The organism is Collinsella aerofaciens, from assembly GCF_039062365.1.
Lineage (GTDB): Bacteria > Actinomycetota > Coriobacteriia > Coriobacteriales > Coriobacteriaceae > Collinsella.
Genome location: NZ_JBCJBI010000016.1, coordinates 15222 through 36269 on the forward strand (window position 1 = coordinate 15222; position 21048 = coordinate 36269).

The 21048-nt window shown below is 61.3% G+C and carries 18 protein-coding genes; 16 read left to right on the plus strand and 2 right to left on the minus strand.

From position 1 onward, the window contains the following. The first annotated feature begins 196 nt into the window (after positions 1-196). Together rpoB and ABCN01_RS08160 are read left to right on the plus strand one after the other, a co-directional pair. Positions 197-3688: a DNA-directed RNA polymerase subunit beta gene (gene rpoB / locus ABCN01_RS08155; protein ID WP_342995766.1), complete on the plus strand. Its 3492-nt coding sequence runs from the start codon at positions 197-199 to the stop codon at positions 3686-3688. A 6-nt stretch (positions 3689-3694) separates the two neighbouring features. Beyond that, positions 3695-8173: a DNA-directed RNA polymerase subunit beta' gene (locus ABCN01_RS08160; protein WP_342995765.1), complete on the plus strand. Its 4479-nt coding sequence runs from the start codon at positions 3695-3697 to the stop codon at positions 8171-8173. A gap of 12 nt (positions 8174-8185) precedes the next feature. Here the strand turns inward: ABCN01_RS08160 and ABCN01_RS08165 are convergent, their stop codons facing one another. Continuing rightward, entirely contained in the window at positions 8186-8353 is a 168-nt protein-coding gene (locus tag ABCN01_RS08165) for a hypothetical protein (RefSeq protein ID WP_342995764.1), read from the minus strand. 21 nt (positions 8354-8374) lie between these two features. Between ABCN01_RS08165 and ABCN01_RS08170 the strand changes: the two genes are divergently transcribed. The 6 genes from ABCN01_RS08170 to rpsJ all read left to right on the plus strand — a co-directional run bounded on the left by ABCN01_RS08170 (position 8375) and on the right by rpsJ (position 13857). Next, the gene (locus ABCN01_RS08170) at positions 8375-8893 is read left to right on the plus strand and encodes an RNA polymerase sigma factor (RefSeq protein ID WP_195364297.1); all 519 of its coding nucleotides are present in this window, start codon (positions 8375-8377) and stop codon (positions 8891-8893) included. Next, the gene (locus ABCN01_RS08175; RefSeq protein WP_195569127.1) at positions 8844-9920 is read left to right on the plus strand and encodes a DUF4179 domain-containing protein; all 1077 of its coding nucleotides are present in this window, start codon (positions 8844-8846) and stop codon (positions 9918-9920) included. Before ABCN01_RS08170 ends, ABCN01_RS08175 begins: the two co-directional genes overlap by 50 nt. A 524-nt stretch (positions 9921-10444) precedes the next feature. Continuing rightward, positions 10445-10822, plus strand: coding sequence for a 30S ribosomal protein S12 (rpsL, locus tag ABCN01_RS08180; protein ID WP_006235012.1), 378 nt, complete (start codon positions 10445-10447; stop codon positions 10820-10822). A 73-nt stretch (positions 10823-10895) separates the two neighbouring features. Continuing rightward, positions 10896-11369 carry a 30S ribosomal protein S7 gene (gene rpsG, locus ABCN01_RS08185; RefSeq protein ID WP_006235013.1) on the plus strand — a complete coding sequence of 158 codons (474 nt, stop codon included), beginning with the start codon at positions 10896-10898 and terminating at the stop codon, positions 11367-11369. Between the two features lie 19 nt (positions 11370-11388). Further along, positions 11389-13488: an elongation factor G gene (fusA, locus tag ABCN01_RS08190; protein WP_342995763.1), complete on the plus strand. Its 2100-nt coding sequence runs from the start codon at positions 11389-11391 to the stop codon at positions 13486-13488. Positions 13489-13548: 60 nt separating this feature from the next. Beyond that, positions 13549-13857 (plus strand): 30S ribosomal protein S10, encoded by a 309-nt coding sequence (rpsJ, locus tag ABCN01_RS08195; RefSeq protein ID WP_022094184.1) that lies wholly within the window; start codon positions 13549-13551, stop codon positions 13855-13857. Between the two features lie 115 nt (positions 13858-13972). On the opposite strand, the gene ABCN01_RS08200 is transcribed toward rpsJ, so the two are convergent. Beyond that, positions 13973-14749 (minus strand): biotin--[acetyl-CoA-carboxylase] ligase, encoded by a 777-nt coding sequence (locus tag ABCN01_RS08200; RefSeq protein WP_342995762.1) that lies wholly within the window; start codon positions 14747-14749, stop codon positions 13973-13975. A 176-nt stretch (positions 14750-14925) separates the two neighbouring features. On the opposite strand from ABCN01_RS08200, the gene ABCN01_RS08205 reads away from it, so the two are divergent. Genes ABCN01_RS08205 through fabZ form a run of 8 tightly spaced genes read left to right on the plus strand, consistent with a single transcriptional unit; the run spans position 14926 to position 21038 of the window. Beyond that, positions 14926-15885 carry a beta-ketoacyl-ACP synthase 3 gene (locus ABCN01_RS08205; RefSeq protein WP_342995760.1) on the plus strand — a complete coding sequence of 320 codons (960 nt, stop codon included), beginning with the start codon at positions 14926-14928 and terminating at the stop codon, positions 15883-15885. A 52-nt stretch (positions 15886-15937) separates the two neighbouring features. After that, positions 15938-16174, plus strand: coding sequence for an acyl carrier protein (locus ABCN01_RS08210; RefSeq protein WP_055285196.1), 237 nt, complete (start codon positions 15938-15940; stop codon positions 16172-16174). 2 nt (positions 16175-16176) lie between these two features. Beyond that, complete coding sequence (fabK, locus tag ABCN01_RS08215; protein ID WP_342995757.1) at positions 16177-17121, plus strand: enoyl-[acyl-carrier-protein] reductase FabK; 945 nt, start codon at positions 16177-16179, stop codon at positions 17119-17121. Further along, positions 17109-18035, plus strand: a complete 927-nt coding sequence (locus ABCN01_RS08220; RefSeq protein WP_342995756.1) for an ACP S-malonyltransferase — start codon at positions 17109-17111, stop codon at positions 18033-18035. Before fabK ends, ABCN01_RS08220 begins: the two co-directional genes overlap by 13 nt. Positions 18036-18065: 30 nt before the next feature. Beyond that, complete coding sequence (gene fabG / locus ABCN01_RS08225; protein WP_342995755.1) at positions 18066-18839, plus strand: 3-oxoacyl-[acyl-carrier-protein] reductase; 774 nt, start codon at positions 18066-18068, stop codon at positions 18837-18839. Between the two features lie 39 nt (positions 18840-18878). Next, positions 18879-20126, plus strand: coding sequence for a beta-ketoacyl-ACP synthase II (fabF, locus tag ABCN01_RS08230; RefSeq protein ID WP_342995754.1), 1248 nt, complete (start codon positions 18879-18881; stop codon positions 20124-20126). Positions 20127-20129: 3 nt separating this feature from the next. After that, a complete protein-coding gene (gene accB / locus ABCN01_RS08235) occupies positions 20130-20606 on the plus strand; it encodes an acetyl-CoA carboxylase biotin carboxyl carrier protein (protein ID WP_342995753.1) in 477 nt (158 codons plus the stop codon). A gap of 9 nt (positions 20607-20615) precedes the next feature. After that, the gene (gene fabZ / locus ABCN01_RS08240; RefSeq protein WP_342995752.1) at positions 20616-21038 is read left to right on the plus strand and encodes a 3-hydroxyacyl-ACP dehydratase FabZ; all 423 of its coding nucleotides are present in this window, start codon (positions 20616-20618) and stop codon (positions 21036-21038) included. Positions 21039-21048: the final 10 nt, after the last annotated feature.

Genomic DNA, 21048 nt, shown 5'->3' on the forward strand with positions numbered 1-21048 from the left:
TATATGAACAGGTGTTCGATATACATGCATCTACCTGTGCATTTTCTGTCGAAAAACTTTGCTACTCCAAAAACTCAATCGCGTCAAGGCTTTTCTTGCCCAACGGTCGGTACCTGATAAACTATTAGGTTGCGATAACTGGCGAAGCTATGCCTCGCCAACCCACCGAGCATTTCCGTGAAGGAGGAAAAACCTGGTGACCTACGCATATACTGCCACTGAGCGCAAGCGCGTCAGCTTCGGGAAAATCCCGGAGGCCATGGAGCTCCCCAACCTTATCTCTGTTCAAAGGGAATCCTTTGAGCGCTTTAAGGACGAGGGCCTTCGTGAGGCGTTCAAGGAATCCAGCCCCATCCAGAGCCAGAACCATGTTCTCGAGGTTACCTTCGGCGAGCATCAGTTCGGCGACCCCGCGCACACCGTCGAGGAGTGCCGCGAGAAGGATATGACCTATCAGGCTCCGCTTCTGACCGACGTCCGTCTTACCAACAAGGAGACCGGCGAGATCAAGGAGCAGCTCGTCTTCATGGGCGACTTCCCCATGATGACTGATCAGGGTACCTTCATCATCAACGGTACCGAGCGTATCGTCGTCTCGCAGCTCGTCCGCTCCCCGGGCGTGTACTACAGCTCCGAGATGGATTCGGGCAAGCAGATCTACAAGGCCCAGATCATCCCGTCCCGCGGTGCCTGGCTTGAGTTTGAGGTCGACAAGCGCGACCAGCTCATGGTCTCCATCGACCGTAAGCGCAAGCAGAGCGCCACGATGTTCCTGCGCGCCCTTGGCATCGCCGTCACCAACGACGACATCATCGAGCTGCTCGGCGACTCCGATGTGATCAAGCGCACCCTGGAGCGCGACACCGCCCTCACCCGCGAGGACGCCCTCATCGAGATCTACCGTCGCCTGCGCCCGGGCGAGCCTCCCACCGTGGACGCTTCCCGCAGCCTGCTCGAGGGCCTGCTCTTCAACCCGCAGCGCTACGATCTGGCTCGCGTCGGTCGTTACAAGGTCAACAAGAAGCTCAACCTCACCACCGAGGAAGAGGTCACGGTGCTCACCGACGAGGATATCGTCGCTACGCTGCGCTACCTGCTGTCCCTCGCTGCCGGCGAGCAGGGCTTCAAGGTCGACGACATCGACCATTTCGGCAACCGCCGCATCCGTACCGTCGGCGAGCTCGTCGCCAACCAGTTCCGTATCGGCATGAGCCGTATGGAGCGCGTCGTCCGTGAGCGCATGAGCTCCCAGGACATCGATGAGATCACCCCGCAGTCGCTCATCAACATCCGCCCGATCGTGGCCTCCATCAAGGAGTTCTTCGGTTCCTCGCAGCTCTCGCAGTTCATGGACCAGGCGAACCCTCTGACCGGTCTGACCCACAAGCGTCGTCTGTCCGCACTCGGCCCTGGCGGTCTTGCCGGCCACAAGTCCGGCTCCAGCCGCCGCACCAACGTGCCGACGGCCGTCCGCGACGTTCACAATTCGCACTACAGCCGCATGTGCCCGATCGAGACCCCCGAAGGCCCCAACATCGGCCTGATCGGCTCGCTCGCCCTCTACGCCCGCGTCAACGAGTATGGCTTCATCGAGGCTCCGTTCCGTCGCGTCGAGAACGGCGTTGCTACCGACCAGATCGACTGGATGACCGCTGACGAGGAAGAGAAGCACGTCATCGCGCCGGCCAACACGCCGCTCGATCCCAAGACCAACGAGTTCATCACGACCGATGCCGAGGGCAAGATCGTCCGTCCGCACACCGTGATCGCCCGTACCCGCGACTTCGACGGCTCCTTCGGCGCTCCCGCCGACGTGCCCGTCGAGGATGTCGACTACATGGACGTCTCGCCGCGTCAGATGCTCTCCGTCGCAGCCACGCTGATCCCGTTCCTGGAGCACGACGACGCCAAGCGTACGCTGATGGGCGCTAACATGCAGCGTCAGGCCGTGCCGCTGGTTCACCCTGCCGCTCCCTATGTCGGTACCGGCATGGAGCGTCGCGCCGCTCTGGACTCCGGCGAGGTCACCTTGGCCAAGAACGCCGGCGAGGTCATCTTTGCCGACGCCGCCAAGATCATCGTCAAGCATGCCGGCGGCATGGACGAGTATCACCTGGCCAAGTACCAGCGCTCCAACCAGTCCACCTGCATCAACCACCGTCCGCTCGTGCGCGTCGGTGACACCGTTGAGCAGGGCGAGCCCCTGGCTGACGGTCCTTCGACCGATCATGGCGAGCTCGCACTGGGTCAGAACCTCACCGTGGCATACATGCCGTGGGAAGGCTTTAACTACGAGGACGGTATCGTCGTGTCCGAGCGCCTGGTGGCCGAGGACCTGCTGACGACCATCAACATCACCCGTCACGAGATCGATGCCCGCGACACCAAGCTCGGCCCCGAGGAGATCACCCGCGAGATCCCGAACCTCTCTGAGGATATGCTTGCCAACCTCGACGAGGACGGCATTATCCGCATCGGCGCCGAGGTCGGCCCTGGCGACATCCTGGTCGGCAAGGTCACGCCTAAGGGCGAGAGCGCTCTGACCGCCGAGGAGCGCCTGCTGCGCGCCATCTTCGGTGCCAAGGCCCACGACGTCCGCGACACCTCCCTTAAGATGCCTCACGGCGCTTACGGCCGCGTCATCGATGTCGTCCGCTTTAGCCGCGAGAACGGCGACGACCTGGCCCCCGGCGTCAACGAGCAGGTGCGCGTCTACGTCGCCCAGCGTCGTAAGATCCAGCAGGGCGATAAGATTGCCGGTCGCCACGGCAACAAGGGTGTTATCTGCAACGTTCTGCCGGTCGAGGACATGCCCTACATGGCTGACGGCACCCCGATCGACGTTATCCTCAACCCGCTGGGCGTTCCTTCGCGTATGAACGTCGGCCAGCTGCTCGAGTGCCACCTTGGCTGGGCTGCTGCCTGCGGTTGGGATACCGAGCAGGCCGACTCCGACAAGTACGTCCCCGGTCCGTTCTTCACCGCGACGCCCGTCTTCGACGGCGCCAAGGAGGACGAGATCGCCGAGGTCATCCGTCGTGCCAACAAGAACATGCTCAACAAGGCCACCGCTGCCTTTGGCGATCACATGCGTCCCGAGTTTGTCACCCAGCTTGACGAGCGCGGCAAGACCCGTCTGTTCGACGGCCGCACCGGCGAGGAGTTCCGCGAGCCCATTACCGTGGGTACGTCCTACATCCTTAAGCTCGGCCACATGGTCGACGACAAGATCCACGCCCGTTCGACCGGCCCTTACAGCCTGGTTACCCAGCAGCCTCTGGGCGGCAAGGCCCAGTTCGGCGGCCAGCGCTTCGGCGAGATGGAAGTTTGGGCACTGTACGCATACGGTGCTTCCAACGTCCTGCAGGAGATCCTGACCGTCAAGTCCGACGATACCGTGGGCCGCGTCAAGACCTACGAGTCCATCGTCAAGGGCGAGAACGTTCCGGTTCCGGGTATCCCCGAGTCCTTCAAGGTTCTCGTCAAGGAGATTCGTTCGCTCGCACTGGACATCGAGCCCATGCACGATGCCGACGAGGACGCCTCCGCCCCTGTGACCGCCGAGGAGACCTCTGCTCTCGACGACCTGGCTGCGCTCGCCGGCGTTGACGCCGACGTCGAGGCCCAGGATGCCGAGACCGCCGAGGCACCCGAGGCTGTCGCCGCCACGACCACTGATAAGGAGTAGTTGACTGTGGCAGATTTCGAAGCTACTGATTTTGACTCGGTAAAGATCTCCCTTGCCTCCGCCGACCAGATCCGTTCCTGGTCGCACGGTGAGGTCAAGAAGCCGGAGACCATCAATTACCGTACCCTCAAGCCCGAGAAGGACGGCCTGTTCTGCGAGAAGATTTTCGGTCCCGCCAAGGACTGGGAGTGCTCCTGCGGCAAGTACAAGGGCATCCGCTTTAAGGGCATCGTTTGCGAGCGCTGCGGCGTCGAGGTCACCTCGGCCAAGGTGCGTCGCGACCGCATGGGCCACATCGAGCTCGCCGCTCCCGTGTCCCACATCTGGTACTTCAAGAGCCCCACGAGCTTCCCGATGAGCCGTATGCTCGACATCAAGTCCAAGGACCTCGAGAAGGTTCTGTACTTTGCCAGCTACATCATCACCGAGGTCGACTACGAGGCTCGCGAGGCCGACGCCGACGACCTGCGCGAGGAGCTCGCCGCCGATCTGGAAGAGATCGATGCCGAGTGCGCCCGCCAGATCGAGTCCCTCAAGGAGCAGGGCGACCCCGAGAACTTTGACGAGTTCTCCGACGAGGAGCCGCTGACCCCCGAGGAGATCGCCTCCGGCATCGTCGACATCGAGGAAGAGTGCAAGGACGAGAAGCAGCTCCGCACGGACGCCTTCAACGCCTTCATGAAGCTCAGCGAGCGCGACCTCATTTCCGATGAGCCGCTGTTCCGCGAGATGACCCGCTACTACTCGATGTACTTCAAGGGTGGCATGGGTGCCGAGGCCGTCCGCGACCTGCTCGCTGCCATCGACCTCCCCTCCGAGGCCGAGAAGCTCAAGGCCATCATTGCCGACGAGGATTCCCAGAAGCAGAAGCGCGAGAAGGCCGTCAAGCGCCTTGAGGTCGTTGACGCCTTCCTGAAGGGCGGCAACAGCCCCGCGAACATGATCCTGGACGTCATCCCGGTCATTCCGCCCGATCTGCGCCCGATGGTCCAGCTCGACGGCGGCCGCTTCGCCGCGTCCGACCTCAACGACCTGTATCGTCGCGTGATCAACCGTAACAACCGACTCAAGCGCCTGCTCGACCTGGACGCCCCCGCGATCATCGTGAACAACGAGAAGCGCATGCTCCAGGAGTCCGTGGACGCCCTGTTCGACAACGGCCGTCGTGGTCGTCCGGTCTCTGGCCGTGGCGGTCGCCCGCTCAAGTCGCTCGCCGAGGCCCTCAAGGGCAAGCAGGGTCGTTTCCGTCAGAACCTGCTGGGTAAGCGTGTCGACTACTCCGGCCGTTCGGTTATCGTTACCGACCCCAAGCTGCTGCTGCACCAGTGCGGTCTGCCCAAGACCATGGCGCTGGAGCTCTTCAAGCCCTTCGTCATGAAGCGCCTGGTCGAGCTTGGCAAGGTCGAGAACATCAAGGGTGCCAAGCGCGCTATCGACCGCGGTGCCACCTTTGTGTGGGACATCCTCGAAGAGGTCATCGACGGCCGCGTCGTGCTGCTCAACCGTGCACCGACCCTGCACCGTCTGTCCATCCAGGCCTTTGAGCCGGTGCTGGTCGAGGGCAAGGCTATCCACCTGCATCCGCTGGTCTGCTCGCCCTTCAACGCCGACTTCGACGGCGACCAGATGTCTGTCCACGTGCCGCTGTCCAGCCAGGCTCAGGCCGAGGCCCGCGTGCTCATGCTCTCTGCGAACAACCTGCGCTCGCCGGCATCCGGCAAGCCGGTTAACATCCCCTCGCAGGACATGATCATCGGTGTGTACTACCTGACCCAGGTCCGCGACGGTCTGCCGGGCGAGAACCACGTGTTCGCCAGCTTCGACGACGCGCTGCACGCCTATGACTGCCGCTCCGAGGTCGACATGCAGGCCAAGATTCAGGTCCGCGTGTCCGCTGCCGACGCCAATGTCATCAACGAGGACGGCACCCGTATCTTCCGCGTTAAGAACGGCAAGAACGAGTTTGTCGACTACGACGTCACCGGCAACAAGACCGCGCGCTTCGAGACCTCCATCGGCCGCATCATCTTCAACCGCCAGTGCCTGCCCGAAGACTATGAGTTCATGAACTACAAGATGGTCAAGGGCGACGTGGCCAAGCTGGTTGCCGACTGCTGCGATCGTTACCCCGAGGCCAAGGTCGGCCCGATCCTCGACGCCATCAAGTACTCCGGCTTCCACTACGCTACCCGCGCCGGCCTCACCATCTCGGTGTGGGACGCTCTCATCCCTGCCGAGAAGCAGGAGCTGCTCGATCGCGCCCAGGCCAACGTCGACCAGATCAACGAGTACTTCGAGGAGGGCTTCATCAACGAGACGGAGCGCCACATCGAAGTCGTTAACGAGTGGACCGCTTGTACCGACAAGGTCGCAGCGCTCATGCTCGACATGTTCGACGAGGAGAACCCGCTGTACATGATGGCCGACTCCGGCGCCCGTGGTTCTAAGACCCAGCTGCGTCAGCTCGGTGGCATGCGTGGTCTGATGGCAGACATGTCCGGCGAGACGATCGACCTTCCCATTAAGGCGAACTTCCGCGAGGGCCTGCTGCCGCTCGAGTACTTCATTTCGACCTACGGCGCCCGTAAGGGCCTGGTCGATACCGCATCCCACACCTCGGACTCTGGTTACCTGACCCGTCGTCTGGTCGACGTGGCCCAGGACGTCATCGTCCGCGAGGAGGACTGCGGTACGCACGAGGGCGTCACCTACAACCTCATCATCCCCGGCACCACTGACCTCAACACCGACCTCGTCGGCCGTTGCTTCATCGAGGACGTCGTGGCTCCCGATGGCACCGTGCTCTTTGAGCAGGACGGCTACATCGAGAAGGTCGCCGACATCCAGAAGATGGTCGATGCGGGCCTCAAGAAGGTCAAGCTTCGCGCGCTGCTCACCTGCCGCTCCAAGTACGGCGTGTGCCAGAAGTGCTACGGCTGGGATCTTTCCACCCGTCGTCCGGTCGCCATCGGTACTGCCGTCGGCATTATTGCCGCCCAGTCCATCGGCGAGCCCGGTACGCAGCTTACGATGCGTACCATTCACTCCGGCGGCGTCGCTGGCGTCGACGATATTACGCAGGGTCTGCCTACGGTCAGCCGTATGTTCGATATCGTCGGCAACGTCAACGAGAAGATCCTGGGTCGCGAGGCCGAGCTGGCTCCGTACTCCGGCCACCTCTCGATTAAGCCCGAGAAGTCCGAGTACGTGCTGACGCTCACCGACTCCGAGGATCACACCCGTGTCCTCGACGAGCGTCGCGTCCCCGCATCGGTGCGCTTTATGCCCGAGATCGAGGACGGCTGCGAGGTTCGCGCCGGCGACCAGATCACCAAGGGCTTCGTCAACTTCCGCAACCTGCGCAAGCTGACCGACATCGAGTCGACGATGCACACCTTCGTCGAGAGCGTCAAGGACGTCTACACCAGCCAGGGCGTCGACCTGAACGACAAGCACATCGAGGTGCTCGCACGTCAGATGCTGCGTCGCGTTCAGATCACCAACCCCGGTGACTCCAAGTACCTGCTTGGTCAGTACGTCGACCGCTACGAGTTTGCCGACGAGGTCGAGCGCGTTGCCCGTCTGGGCGGTCAGGCTCCCGTGGCCGAGCCCGTCATCCTGGGTACGCTCAAGGTCGCGTCCAACATCGACTCCTGGCTGTCGAGCGCTTCGTTCATCCGTACCGCCGGCGTCCTTACCGAGGCTGCCATCGAGGGCAAGGTCGACCACCTGCTCGACCTTAAGTCCAACGTCATCGTCGGTAAGAAGATCCCGGCTGGTACTGGCCTCAAGCCGTACGCCAACGCCAAGCTGACGTATCGCACGGCCGACGGCTATGTCGACATCGACGGCCCGGCTTCGCCCAACGCCAAGTCGCTGCCCGAGTGGGCTCCTGTGGAGCTCAAGGACCTGGACGAGCAGCTCCCGCAGCAGCTCGACTGGGCCGGCTACGACGAGTTCGGTGGTGCTGACGGTTCGTTCACCCGCAACGGCCACACCATCTCCGCCGAGAAGGCTCGTCTGTACCTGTTCGACGACCTGGGCGTGTCGCAGCGCTGGACCAACAAGTTCAGCGAGGTTGGCATCGAGACGGTCGGCGACCTGGTCGGCAAGTCCGAGGAGGATCTGCTGCGCATCGATGGCATCGGTGCCAAGGCAATCGAGGAGCTCCGTGACGGCCTGGAGGCCCACGACCTGCTCTACATCCTCGAGAACAACGACGACGTTGCCGACGAGGAAGACCTCTCGCAGCTGCTGCAGATGGTCTTTAGCCCCGACGGTCCGGACGACATCCTGCTGGGCACCTCCGCCGCGCCGACGCATCACGCTGACGCCGACGAGGAGCTCCTGGGCGCCCCGATCGACGACAAGAAGGCTCCCGCCAACGGTGCCATCAACGAGGACATGGCTTCCCTCGACGAGCTGCTCAACCAGCTCGTAGACACCGACGACGCCGAAGAGGCCAAGGACAACGACGAGGAGTAACTTCCAAGTACGTTAACCGCCCTTCCAAAGACCCGCTTCCCAACAGGGGGGCGGGCCTTTTTTGTTGAAGAAAACCTGCCAAAAAGGGACAGGTTTATTTTGGTAGGTTTTTCCTGCTTGAATTTGAAACATTTCGTCCGGCAAGAGCGTATCTATGGTGAGGGCCTCATCAAGAATCATTAACGTCACCGGGAGGTGATTATGGAAGAACAAGCTTTTAGACAGGCGGTCGAAGATCACAGGGATGTCGTGTTTCGAATCGCATTGACGTATCTGCGCGATCGTGCCGATGCCGACGATGTCGCTCAAGACGTCTTTCTGAAGTTACTCAAAAGCGATGCGCAATTTGAAAGCTGGGAACATCTTCGTCGATGGCTTATCCGGGTCACGATCAATGAATGCAAATCTCTCTTTCGAAAGCCATGGAGGCGTGTGGAGGATATTGAGAACCTGGCCGATTCGCTTTCGACGGCGCAGGAGGAGACCAAGGCGGTCCTGTCAGACGTTATGCGACTTCCGGAACGATTCCGTGTTCCCATCATGCTCTATTACTATCTGGGCTTTTCGACCTCAGAGATTGCCGAGTTATTGCATGTGCCAGCCGCGACTGTTCGAACGCGGTTGGCTCGCGGCAGATCGAAGCTCAAGTTCATCCTAGAGGAGGGCGACCGTGAAATCCAATCAAATCAAGCAGGCCTTCGAGTCCGTCCAAGCCGATAGCGATCTTGCTGACCGTGTTCTTTATGCCGCTGCTGGTGAGCCGCTTCGCCGAAAGGGTCACGCGAAGCCTCTGTATGTTGCCGTGATCGGATGCCTTGCCGGAGTGCTGGCGACCGGAGGGGTCGCCTACGCCGTCGTCAATTCCAGCTATTTTGCCTCTGCCTGGGGAAACCACGGCAACGGGGATTCCATTACCTGGACCAACGGCGGCTCATCGGGAACTAAATATACCTACACCAGAGAGTTTGGCGATGGCATCGCGCCCCAAAGCCTGGAAGGCGCAGTCCAGGAGGTTAATCTGTCCGTCGAGGGCAACGGCTATACGCTTGATATCCATGAGATGGCAATCGACCAAAACGGCTGCGGAGCCGTGACGTTTACGTTGTCCAATCCAAATGGAGTTAACTACTACAAGCCAGCAGCAGAGATTGGCGAACTTGTTCTCTATGGTGAAGAAGAGCAGGGCATCGGCACGCCCGATATGAAGTTCGGCGAGGAATGGCCTGACACACGCAGCACAATTGATAAGGACACATCAAGCGATACTGTCATTAATGGCACGATGTACTTTGCCGCTATGGATCGCGAGCGAGATTTGCAACATGCTGTCACCTGGAATATCCATTGGACCGAGGGTGAAGGTGAGAGTGCGAGGCGGTTTGAGGCGTCGACACCCGAGTTCAATATTGGAGCGTACGTCGATACAAAGGAACTCCGCTCCGGTGACTCGCCTCTTGAGATTAGCCCGTTTTCCATCCAGACGCACATCGATGATTTGGGCTATGAAGCAGTTGATAATAAGCTGACCGTCAGCTACAAGGATGGATCGGAGCAGATTATCGAAGATGACGACGCAGGGGTGTTCAACTTATATTTTTCTTATGGGCGCAATAGCGGAGAGAACATCTGGGTGCCAACGAAGTTGATTGATGTCGATCAAGTTGTCTCGGTAACCCTTGAAATTGTGAGGTATACATCAACAGGGGAGACCGAAACGAAAGAGCCCTTTACCATCGTCTATTCGTAAGATTTGGGGTCGCTTCCTACTAGGGGAAGCGGCCTCTTTTGCGTTAAATGGAAACGCCGCCGATTTCCATGCGACAGATGAGAGCAGATCACCGCTGGAGCGCGACGTTTCCCCAGATAAAACCGACCAAAATAAACCTGTCCCTTTTTGGCAGGTGGCGTTGCCCCGCCGAGCACGTCGGATTCCCGGCCCGGGCGGCGCGGGGGTTAAGTTTGTCGCGAGTTCCGCACGAGCCGGAGGCCACTTAATGTGGCCTCCGTGCGAGCCAGGACTGTAGAGCAGCAAACTTAAAACCTGGGCCGCCCGGGCCGGGGATCCGCCCCCGCGCACAGAAGAAGATTCCTTTTGTGTAGGGTTTGCGGAAATGTGCCTATTTTGGGATACGCCCGGCGGCGTGGTCTGTTGACGGCACAGCTAACGCCACGTATCCTAACGAACTGCGTGTTTCGTAGGGGGATGCTGACCCCTCGATTCAAGCCGTTGCACTTTACAGAAAGCTGGAATCATTCGAGAAGGAGTACGCTTTGCCTACTATTAACCAGCTGGTTCGCCAGGGCCGTCGTTCCGTGCCCAAGAAGTCCAAGAACGCTGCTCTGCAGCACAACTCCCAGAAGCGCGGCGTGTGCACCCGCGTCTTCACCACGAGCCCCAAGAAGCCGAACTCGGCTCTTCGTAAGGTTGCCCGTGTTCGCCTTGTCAACGGCATCGAAGTTACTGCTTACATCCCGGGTGAGGGCCACAACCTGCAGGAGCACTCCATCGTGCTCGTCCGCGGCGGTCGTGTCCGTGACCTCCCTGGTGTCCGTTATCACGTCATCCGTGGCGCCTACGACGCTGCTCCGGTCCAGAACCGTATGCAGGCCCGTTCCAAGTACGGTGCTAAGCGCCCCAAGGCTAAATAAGCCAGATAACGTTTTGATACTTTCGCCGTGTGCCGCCTAAGCGCCGCACGGTAGACACTTAAGGAGATTTCACATGCCGCGTCGTGCAGCAGCTAATCGTCGTGAGGTTCAGCCTGACGCCGTTTACAACAACCGCCTGGTGACTCAGCTCATCAACAAGGTCCTTCTTGACGGCAAGAAGGCCACCGCTGAGCGCATCGTTTACACCGCTTTCGAGATCGTTGCCGAGAAGTCCGAGGGTGGCGACGCTCTCGCTACCTTCAAGAAGGCTATGGACAACGTCAAGCCCACGCTCGAGGTTAAGCCCAAGCGTGTCGGTGGCGCTACCTATCAGGTCCCGATGGAGGTCAACTCCCGTCGTTCCACCGCTCTGGGTATCCGCTGGATCGTCAACTTCTCCCGCGCTCGCAAGGAGAAGACCATGGCCGAGCGTCTCGCCAACGAGATCCTCGACGCTTCCAACGGCCTGGGCGCTTCCGTCAAGAAGCGTGAGGACGTCTTCAAGATGGCCGAGGCCAACCGCGCGTTCTCTCACTATCGTTGGTAAGTTAAGGTAAGGAACTAACATGGCTAAGCCTAAGTACAAGCTTTCCGATACCCGTAACATCGGCATCATGGCTCACATCGATGCCGGTAAGACCACCACGACCGAGCGTATTCTTTACTACACCGGTAAGACCCACAAGATCGGTGAGGTCCATGAGGGCGCTGCCACCATGGACTGGATGGTTCAGGAGCAGGAGCGCGGCGTAACCATTACCTCCGCTGCTACCACGTGCTTCTGGAACAAGGACGGTAAGGACTACCGCATCCAGATCATCGACACCCCGGGCCACGTTGACTTCACCGCCGAGGTCGAGCGCTGCCTGCGCGTCCTCGATGGCGCTGTCGCCGTCTTCGACGCCGTTGCCGGCGTTCAGCCCCAGTCTGAGACCGTTTGGCGTCAGGCTTCTACCTTCAACGTCCCCCGCATCGCCTTCATCAACAAGTATGACCGCGTGGGCGCTGACTTCTTCAACGCTATCGAGACCATGAAGGATCGTCTCGATGCCAACGCCGTGGCCGCTCAGGTCCCGATGGGCGCCGAGGACAACTTCTGGGGCGTCATCGACCTGGTCACCATGACTGCTTGGGACTTCAAGGCCGACGACAAGGGCATGACCTACCCCGAGCCGATGGACGAGATCCCGGCTGAGTTCGCTGACATCGCTGCCACCAAGCGCGAGGAGCTCCTCGACGCTGCTGCCAGCTTTGACGACGAGCTCATGGAGAAGATCCTCATGGAGGAGGACTTCACCGTCGAGGAGCTCAAGGCTGCTCTGCGCAAGGGTGTTCTGGCCAACGAGCTCAACCTCGTCTTCGTGGGCTCCGCCTACAAGAACAAGGGCGTCCAGGAGCTGCTCGACGCTGTCGTCGACTACCTGCCCAGCCCGCTCGACGTCGAGGCTGTCACCGGTACCGATCCGGACACCGGCGAGGAGATCGAGCGTCATCCTTCCTTCGACGAGCCCTTCTCCGGCCTGGTCTTCAAGATCATGACTGACCCGTTCGTCGGTAAGCTCACCTATGTCCGCGTTTACTCCGGTCGCGCCGAGTCTGGCTCCTACGTGATCAACGCTTCCAACGGTCAGCGCGAGCGCCTCGGCCGCATCCTCGAGATGAACGCCGCCGAGCGTATCGACCGTGACGACGCTGCCGCCGGCGACATCGTTGCTTGCGTCGGCTTCAAGAACTCCACCACCGGTGACACCCTGTGCGAAGAGGGCAAGGAGATCGTCCTCGAGAAGATCGAGTTCGCTAAGCCCGTTATCGACGTTGCCATCGAGCCCAAGACCAAGGCCGAGCAGGACAAGATGTCCCTGGCTCTGACCAAGCTCGCCGAGGAGGACCCGACCTTCCAGGTGTCCACCAACCACGAGACCGGCCAGACCATCATCGCCGGCATGGGCGAGCTGCACCTCGAGATCATCGTCGACCGTCTGCTCCGCGAGTTCAAGGTTGACGCTAACGTTGGTAAGCCCCAGGTTGCCTACCGTGAGACCGCTGGTCACGACGTCGAGAAGGCTGAGGGCAAGTTCGTCCGTCAGTCCGGTGGTCGCGGTCAGTACGGCCACGCCGTCATCAAGCTCGAGAAGATGGAGGAGGGCTTCGGCTACGAGTTCGTCAACGCTATCGTCGGCGGCGTCGTGCCCAAGGAGTACATCCCGTCCATTGACAAGGGCATCCAGGAGGCCCTGAACACCGGTGTTATCGCCGGCTTCCCGGTCCTCGACGTTAAGGTCACCCTGTTCGACGGTTCTTACCACGAGGTCGACTCCTCCGAGGCCGCCTTCAAGATCGCCGGTTCCATGGCTATCAAGGACGCTCTCAAGAAGTCCGACCCGCAGCTGCTCGAGCCGATCATGGCTGTCGAGGTCGAGACCCCCGAGCAGTACATGGGCGACGTTATGGGCAACCTCTCCGGTCGCCGCGGCAAGATCGAGGGCATGGAGGATCGCAAGAACAGCAAGCTCATCCGTGCCAAGGTGCCGCTGGGCGAGATGTTCGGTTACGCTACCGACCTTCGCTCCCAGACCCAGGGCCGTGCATCCTACACGATGCAGTTCGACTCTTATGAGCCCGCGCCCAAGTCCATCGTGGACGAGGTCATGAGCAAGAACGCCTAAGTTCGAGCTCCCTGTTACGTAATCCGCGAGAACATCTCTCGCACTCTTTGGAGGTTTAAGTTGGCTACCCAGAAGATCCGCATTCGCCTCAAGGGCTATGATCACGAGGTCGTCGATCAGTCCGCGAAGCTCATCGTCGAGACCGCTCAGAAGACCGGCGCTCGCGTTTCCGGTCCTGTCCCCCTGCCCACCGAGCGCAACCTGTACACGGTTATCCGCTCGCCGCACGTGAACAAGGACTCCCGTGAGCAGTTCGAGATGCGCACCCACAAGCGCCTCATCGACATCCTCGACCCCACCTCGGGCACTGTTGATTCGCTCATGCGTCTCGACCTCCCCGCTGGCGTCGACATCGACATCAAGCTCTAAGCGATATCGCTCATAGCTTACAGAGCCCCGCTGTCATAACGGTAGCGGGGCTCTTTTGTTTTGAATAATGGTTTGGACTGCCGGGCATTGCTGCCGAGTAGGTGGCTGCAGCGCCCTATTCGCTCAAGGGACGCAGCGATGCCTCCTCAAAATGGAAGGATCGCAAGCCGCCTTCCGTTTCGATACATGCGCGACCAAAGGCATCGACGGTTTTAAAGATGCCGCGTGCCAGCTCGTCACCGGCAGGGGAACGGGCGATAACGTGCTCTCCAATCCAATTGAGGTGAGTGACATATTCGCCGTGGACGGGCGCGAGCGGTCCGGTGTTTTCTTTCATGGCGTCGAGCAGATCTGCCCACGCGTCCACAGCGTTTACGACGGTGTAATAGACCTCCTTGAGTAGCACATCGACGGCGGGAACATTCTCGTTGAGGTCTGAGAGGCCAATTGCCGCCAGGCCGCCATCGGGAACCTCCGAAGGCACATAGTTCACATTGACGCCAATGCCGCAGACGGCGAAAGGTTTGCCTTCGTTATCGCGCGCGGCTTCGACCAGAATGCCGCCGAGTTTGCGCCCTCGCGCGACGAGGTCGTTGGGCCATTTGAGGCCGATCTCGTTAGCAAGACCCTGTTTTTCGAGCGCCTCGAGCACCGCTAAGCCGCTGACGGCGGCAAGACCAGAGTACTTGGCGGGATCAACACGTGGACGCAGGAGAATCGAGAGCAACAGGTTGCCGGCGGTTGAATCCCACTTGTGGCCGCGTCTGCCGCGTCCTGCCGTTTGCGCGCGGGCGGCAAGTCCTGTGCCGTGCGGCGCTCCCTGTTTTCCTGATTCGAGCAGGTCATCGTTGGTCGATCCGGTTACGTCGACTATCGTTAATTTGGCATCCATAACGGCTGCTACCTCCTTAATGAATAAGTGAATAACGCAATGGTGTCGAGAGACAGACACAATGTGAAGCCTTTGTCGCTTTTGGACAATTTGATGTTAACACGTCAACAAAGCGAAGAATGCGCTATCCTCTCTTGGTCGATGTAAACACGTCAACAACGCAAAGGAGGTTAGTGATGGGTTTCACGATTCTTGGAACAGGCTCGGCGCTTCCTACGCGCAGTGTTTCCAATGACGAGCTGTCCGAGTTCCTGGACACCTCGGATGAGTGGATTTTTACCCGTACGGGGATCAAGAGCCGCCATGTGTGCACCGCCGAGTCACTCGACGACCTTGCCGTGGCAGCGAGCGAGCAAGCGCTCCAGGCGTCCGGACTCGATGCGAGCCAGCTGGATCTGATCGTCTGCTCGACGACGACGGGCGATCATCTCGTTCCTGCCGAAGCGTGCGCCGTTGCTGAGCGCCTGGGTGCCACATGTCCAGCCTTCGACGTTTCGGCGGCTTGTGCCGGCTTCGTATTTGCGCTCGATGTCGCCGAGGGCTATATCGTCCGCGGTCGCGCCAAGCATGTGCTTGTCGTTGCCGCCGAGCAGATGACGCGCGCGCTCGATTGGACCGACCGTGCCACGTGCGTGCTCTTTGGCGATGGCGCGGGTGCTGCGGTCATAGGGGCTGGGGGAGACAACCCTCTTGCCGTTGAGCTTTCGACAGCGCCCGACGTCGAGACGTTGCGCGTTCCCGGTCTGGTCGGCACCTCGCCGTTTAAGGACTCCGCAGATAGCGCGAGCGTGCTTTCCATGAACGGCCGTCGCGTCTTCAAGTTTGGCGTCAATGCCATCTGCGACACGGTCAACAAACTCGCCTGCGACGCGGGCATCGCGGTCGAGGACATCGACCACTTTGTATTCCATCAGGCTAACGAACGAATCTTGAGCCAGGCGGTCAAGCGCCTGGGTGTGCCGGACGACCGTGTGGTCCGAACGTTGCGTGAAACCGGCAACATCTCGAGCGCTTGCATTCCGCTTGCTCTCGATCGACTGGCAAATACCGGCGCGCTGCACGCGGGCGACACCATCGCCCTGGTCGGATTTGGCGCCGGCTTGGATGTAGGTGGCTATTTACTTCGCTGGAAGTAGTTGCACATAGGAAATGAAAACGCCCCTGGGGCACAAACAAAGGAGAACTACCATGGCAGATCAGAAGACCTTCGAGCGCGTTTGCGACGTTATCCGTGAGACCGCCGGCCTTGACGATGTCGAGATGAAGCCCGAGTCCACGCTCGAGGAGATTGGCCTCGACAGCCTGGGTACCGTCGAGATCCTCGTTGCCGTCGAGGACGAGTTTGGCATTGAGCTCGATACCGAGGAGAACCCCAAGACGGTCGGCGAGTTCGTCGATACGGTCGAGGCGGCATTGGAGAAGTAGTGATGCTCAAGTCTCCTCTCTGCGATTTGCTCGGAATCGAAAAGCCCGTGTTCCAGGGTGGCATGGCCTGGATTGCCGACGCCTCGTTGGCATCTGCCGTGTCCGAGGCAGGCGGCTTAGGCATTATCGCGGCCATGAATGCCGACGCAAACTGGCTGCGCGATCAGATTCACGAGCTGCGCGCCAAGACGGATAAGCCCTTTGGCGTCAACGTTATGCTCTTGAGCCCTTTTGTCGACGAGGTCGCACAAGTGGTGATTGATGAGCGGGTGCCCGTTGTGGTGACCGGCGCCGGCAATCCCACCAAGTACATGAAGGCGTGGAACGAGGCGGGCATCAAGGTTATTCCCGTCGTGGCTTCGGTGGCGCTGGCGCGTCTCGTGGCGCGTCGCGGAGCCACTGCCGTGGTTGCCGAGGGCACCGAATCAGGCGGCCATATTGGAGAGACCTCGACGATGGCGCTGGTGCCGCAGGTTGTCGATGCGGTCGATATTCCCGTGGTTGCGGCTGGCGGCATCGCCGATGGCCGCGGTGTGGCGGCCGCCTTTATGCTCGGCGCTGCCGGCGTCCAGGTGGGAACACGCTTTCTGGTCGCAAACGAGTGCACCGTATCCGAACAGTACAAAGAGCTGGTGCTCAAGGCAGGCGACACGTCGACGCGTGCGACCGGTCGCTCGACGGGACATCCGGTTCGCGCCCTCAAGAGCCCCTTCACCAATGCCTACGCCAAAAGTGAGGCGGCGGGCGCAAGTCCCGAGGAGCTTGGGGCCATGGGCACGGGCGCGCTTCGTAAAGCCGCAAAGGACGGTAATTACGAAGAGGGTTCGTATTTGTGCGGACAGATTGCTGGCATGGTCAACGAACGCCAGAGCGCACGCGAAATCGTCGACGATCTGGTCGATGGCGCCGAGCGTGTCCTGAAGGGTGCGTCCGCATGGGTAGCGTAGCGTTTCTGTTTGCCGGTCAGGGTGCCCAGCATCCCGCGATGGGCGTCGATCTTATCGAAGCATCGCCGGCGGCTGCGGAGGTGTTCGCGATCGCCGACGAGGTGCGTCCGGGAACCAGTGAGCAGTGCCGGAGCGCCTCCAAGGAGGAGCTGTCGCAGACCGTGAATACGCAGCCTTGCGTGTTCGTGCACGACTTGGCTGTCGCTGTCGCCCTGCGCGAGCGCGGCGTGGTGCCTGCCGCCTGTGCGGGATTCTCGCTGGGCGAGGTCGCTGCACTCACCTTTGCGGGGGCGTTCGATACGCGAGCGGGTTTTGAGCTCGTGTGTGAGCGCGCGGCATTGATGGCCATGGCGGCCGAGCGTCACCCCGGCGGCATGCGCGCCGTCATCAAGCTCGATGCGGCGCAAGTTGAGGGCCTGGCAAAACAGGCAGGCGAGGACTGTTGGCCGGTCAACTACAACAGCCCCCAGCAGACGGTTGTGGCCGGAGCGCCCGATGCGTTGCAGACCCTCGACGTCCTGGTAAAAGAGGCTGGCGGTCGCGCCATGAAGGTCGCGGTGTCGGGTGCATTCCATAGCCCCTATATGGCCGAGGCGACCTGTGGCCTTGCTGCATATATCCAAGCCGGTCACGCGCCGTCCCCGTTGCTCATTCCTGTTATGGCAAATATGACGGCGGCGCCCTATCCGGCCGACCCGCAGGCGGCATCGGAGGTGCTGGCCAACCAGGTGAGTCATGCCGTGCGCTGGGTCGACACGCTGCATGCTCTGCAGGACCAGGGCATCGACACGTTTATTGAGGTCGGTCCTGGCAAAACGCTGTCGGGCCTGGTCAAGCGTACGTTGAGCGACGTTCGTGTGTATTCGTGCGAAACGGCCGAGCAGGTCGCAGCTATTGCCGACGAGCTCGCATAGTCCACAGGGCTGATACCCGAAAGGAATGACATGGGCAATTTGAACAACGGCGCGCTCGAGCGCGACGGATCGCGCCGCGTGGCGCTGGTCACGGGCGGCTCGCGCGGCATCGGTCGCGCTTGTGCCGTGGGCCTGGCGGAGGACGGCTTTGATATTGCCGTCGTCTATGCCGGCAGCGTCGATGCGGCGCGCGAGACGTGCGAAGCCTGCGAGGCGTCTGGCGCCACGGCGCGCGCATATCAATGTGACGTGGCCGACCCCGCCGCCGTCAACACGTGCGTGGAGACGGTCCTCAACGACTTTGGCTCCATTTGGGCGCTCGTCAACAACGCCGGCATCACGCGCGACGGCCTGCTCATGCGTATGGGCGACGATGCCTTCGACCGCGTGCTCGATGTCAATCTCAAGGGCACGTTCAATATGACGCGCGCGCTCACCAAGACCTTTATGCGCCAGCGCGGCGGTTGCGTCATCAACATGAGCTCGGTTGTGGGCCTGATGGGCAATGCCGGGCAGGCCAACTACGCTGCCTCCAAGGCGGGCATAATCGGCCTGACCAAGGCGGTGGCGCGCGAGCTTGCGCCCCGCGGCGTTCGAGTGAACGCGGTCGCCCCCGGGTTTGTCGAGACGGATATGACGGCAAAGCTCTCGGAAAAGGTTCGCGCGGCAACCGAGGAGCAGATTCCCCTTAAGCGTATGGCGCAGCCCGAGGAGGTGGCCGGTGTGGTGCGCTTTTTAGCGAGCGATGCGGCTGCCTACATTACGGGCGAAGTCATACGCGTCGACGGCGGAATGGCGATGTAGAAACCAGAGCCACACAACGGCTTGGATGAGGAGACCATGATGGAACAGAGAGTTGCAATCACCGGCATCGGTGCCGTATCGCCGCTCGGCAACACCGCGCTTGCCACCTGGGCGGCAATGTGCGCCGGCACGTGCGGCATCGGCCCGATCACGCACTTCGATACCGATGCGTTTGCCGTTAAGGTGGCGGCCGAGGTCAAGGGCTTTGACGGCAACGAGTACTTTGGCAAGCGTGACGCCAAGCACCTGGACCCCTGCGTTCAGTTTGCCCTGGCAGCGTCGGACGAGGCCATGCACGATGCGGGCTTTGATGTCGAGGGCGCCATCGATCGCGAGCGCCTGGGCGTCTACGTGGGTTCAGGCGTGGGCGGCATGCAGACACTCGTCGACAACGTCCACACGATTGCCGATCGAGGGCCTCGCCGTGCATCGCCCTATATGATTGCGATGATGATTCCCAACATGGCTTCAGGCAACATCGCGATCCGCCACAAGGCAAAGGGCCCGACCCTGCCCGTGGTGACCGCCTGCGCGACCTCGGCCCATGCCGTGGGCGAGGCGTTCCGCGCCATCAAGCACGGCTATGCCGACGCGATCCTCGCCGGCGGCGCCGAGGCCGCAATTATCCCCGATGCCGTTGCGGGCTTTACGTCCTGCCGCGCATTGACCACCAACCCCGATCCCGCGACGGCCTGCCGTCCGTTCGATGCAGACCGCGACGGCTTTGTGATGGGCGAGGGCGCCTGCGTGCTCGTGCTCGAGAGCATGGAACATGCGCAGGCGCGCGGTGCGCACATTTATGCCGAGGTCGTGGGCTACGGCAACACCGATGATGCCTATCACATCACGAGCCCCGATCCCGAGGCTGCCGGCATTGCCCGCGCGATATCGCTGGCGGTTGCCGAGGGTGACGTCAAGCCTTCCGAGGGTCTCTACATCAATGCCCACGGTACCTCGACCAAGCTCAACGATTCGTCCGAGACGGCGGGCATCAAGCGAGCGCTCGGCGAGGACGCGGCGCGCGCCGCGCACGTCTCGTCGACCAAGTCGATGACCGGCCACATGATCGGTGCCACGGGCGCCATCGAGGTCATGGCCTGCGCCATGGCGCTCGAGCAGGGCGTGGTGCCGCCGACCATTAACTACCACACGCCCGATCCCGCCTGCGATCTTGACTACACGCCCAATCGCGCGGTTCGCGCCGACCTTACCTGGGCGCTTTCGACCAACCTGGGCTTTGGCGGACACAACGCCGCCATCGCGCTGCGTAGATATACGAGGAGCTAGAGCATGGATTCCAAAAGACTTGCCGAGATAGCCGATGTGATGGAGGACCGTGGCCTCACGCGCGTGCGTGTTGAGGAGCCCGATGGCACCGCGGTCGAGCTCGAGCGCGCGAGCGCCGCGCAGCCGGTTGCCGTGCCCATGCCTATGCCGGGTGCCGTGACTGCTCCGGCGGTGGCTCCTGTCGCCATGCCTGCCACCGCACCGGAGCCCGCCGCGCAGGCGCCTGCCGCCGCGCCGGAGCCCAAGGGCACCGAGGTGACCGCTCCCATGGTCGGCGTTTTCTATGCTGCCCCGGCGCCGGGCGACGAGCCGTTTGTGCACGTGGGCTCTAAGGTCAAGGCCGGCGAGACCCTCTGCATCATCGAGGCCATGAAGGTTCTCAACGAGGTGACGGCAGAGGCGGATGGCGAGGTACTCGAGATCTGCGTGGCCGACGGCGACCTCGTGGAGTTCGGCAGCTGCCTCATGAGGATCGGATAGGTGATATCCATGAACAAAGAAGAGCTTAAAGAACTGTTACCGCATCGCGAGCCGATGCTTTTGCTCGACGAAGCCGAGCTGGTGGGCGACGAGGCCCACGGCAAGATCACGATTACGGGCGACGAGTACTTTTTGCAGGGGCATTTTCCGGGAAACCCGGTCGTCCCTGGCGTTATTCAGTGCGAGATGCTCGCCCAGAACTGCTGCGTGTTGCTGATGGGCGATGAGGAGGCGCGCGGCGCGACGCCGTTCTACACGAGTCTGGACAAGGTGCGCTTTAAGCGTCCGGTGCGCCCGGGCGACACGGTGGATCTGGTGTGCTCCATCACGCGTGCACGCGGGCCGTTCCGGTTTGCGACGGGCACCGCGAGCGTCAACGGCGAGGTGTGTTGCCGCGCCGATATGTCCTTTGCACTCGTGCACGAAAGTTAAGGAAGGCTCC

Bases quoted from the DNA above. Each gene is read 5' to 3' on its own strand.
- fabZ (WP_342995752.1), top strand. From the start codon at position 20,616: ATGAACAAAGAAGAGCTTAAAGAACTGTTACCGCATCGCGAGCCGATG.
- ABCN01_RS08205 (WP_342995760.1), top strand. From the start codon at position 14,926: ATGGGTTTCACGATTCTTGGAACAGGCTCGGCGCTTCCTACGCGCAGT.
- fabK (WP_342995757.1), top strand. From the start codon at position 16,177: ATGCTCAAGTCTCCTCTCTGCGATTTGCTCGGAATCGAAAAGCCCGTG.
- rpsG (WP_006235013.1), top strand. From the start codon at position 10,896: ATGCCGCGTCGTGCAGCAGCTAATCGTCGTGAGGTTCAGCCTGACGCC.
- ABCN01_RS08165 (WP_342995764.1), bottom strand. From the start codon at position 8,353: ATGATTCTTGATGAGGCCCTCACCATAGATACGCTCTTGCCGGACGAA.
- ABCN01_RS08210 (WP_055285196.1), top strand. From the start codon at position 15,938: ATGGCAGATCAGAAGACCTTCGAGCGCGTTTGCGACGTTATCCGTGAG.
- fusA (WP_342995763.1), top strand. From the start codon at position 11,389: ATGGCTAAGCCTAAGTACAAGCTTTCCGATACCCGTAACATCGGCATC.
- accB (WP_342995753.1), top strand. From the start codon at position 20,130: ATGGATTCCAAAAGACTTGCCGAGATAGCCGATGTGATGGAGGACCGT.
- ABCN01_RS08200 (WP_342995762.1), bottom strand. From the start codon at position 14,749: ATGGATGCCAAATTAACGATAGTCGACGTAACCGGATCGACCAACGAT.
- fabG (WP_342995755.1), top strand. From the start codon at position 18,066: ATGGGCAATTTGAACAACGGCGCGCTCGAGCGCGACGGATCGCGCCGC.
- ABCN01_RS08220 (WP_342995756.1), top strand. From the start codon at position 17,109: ATGGGTAGCGTAGCGTTTCTGTTTGCCGGTCAGGGTGCCCAGCATCCC.
- fabF (WP_342995754.1), top strand. From the start codon at position 18,879: ATGGAACAGAGAGTTGCAATCACCGGCATCGGTGCCGTATCGCCGCTC.
- ABCN01_RS08170 (WP_195364297.1), top strand. From the start codon at position 8,375: ATGGAAGAACAAGCTTTTAGACAGGCGGTCGAAGATCACAGGGATGTC.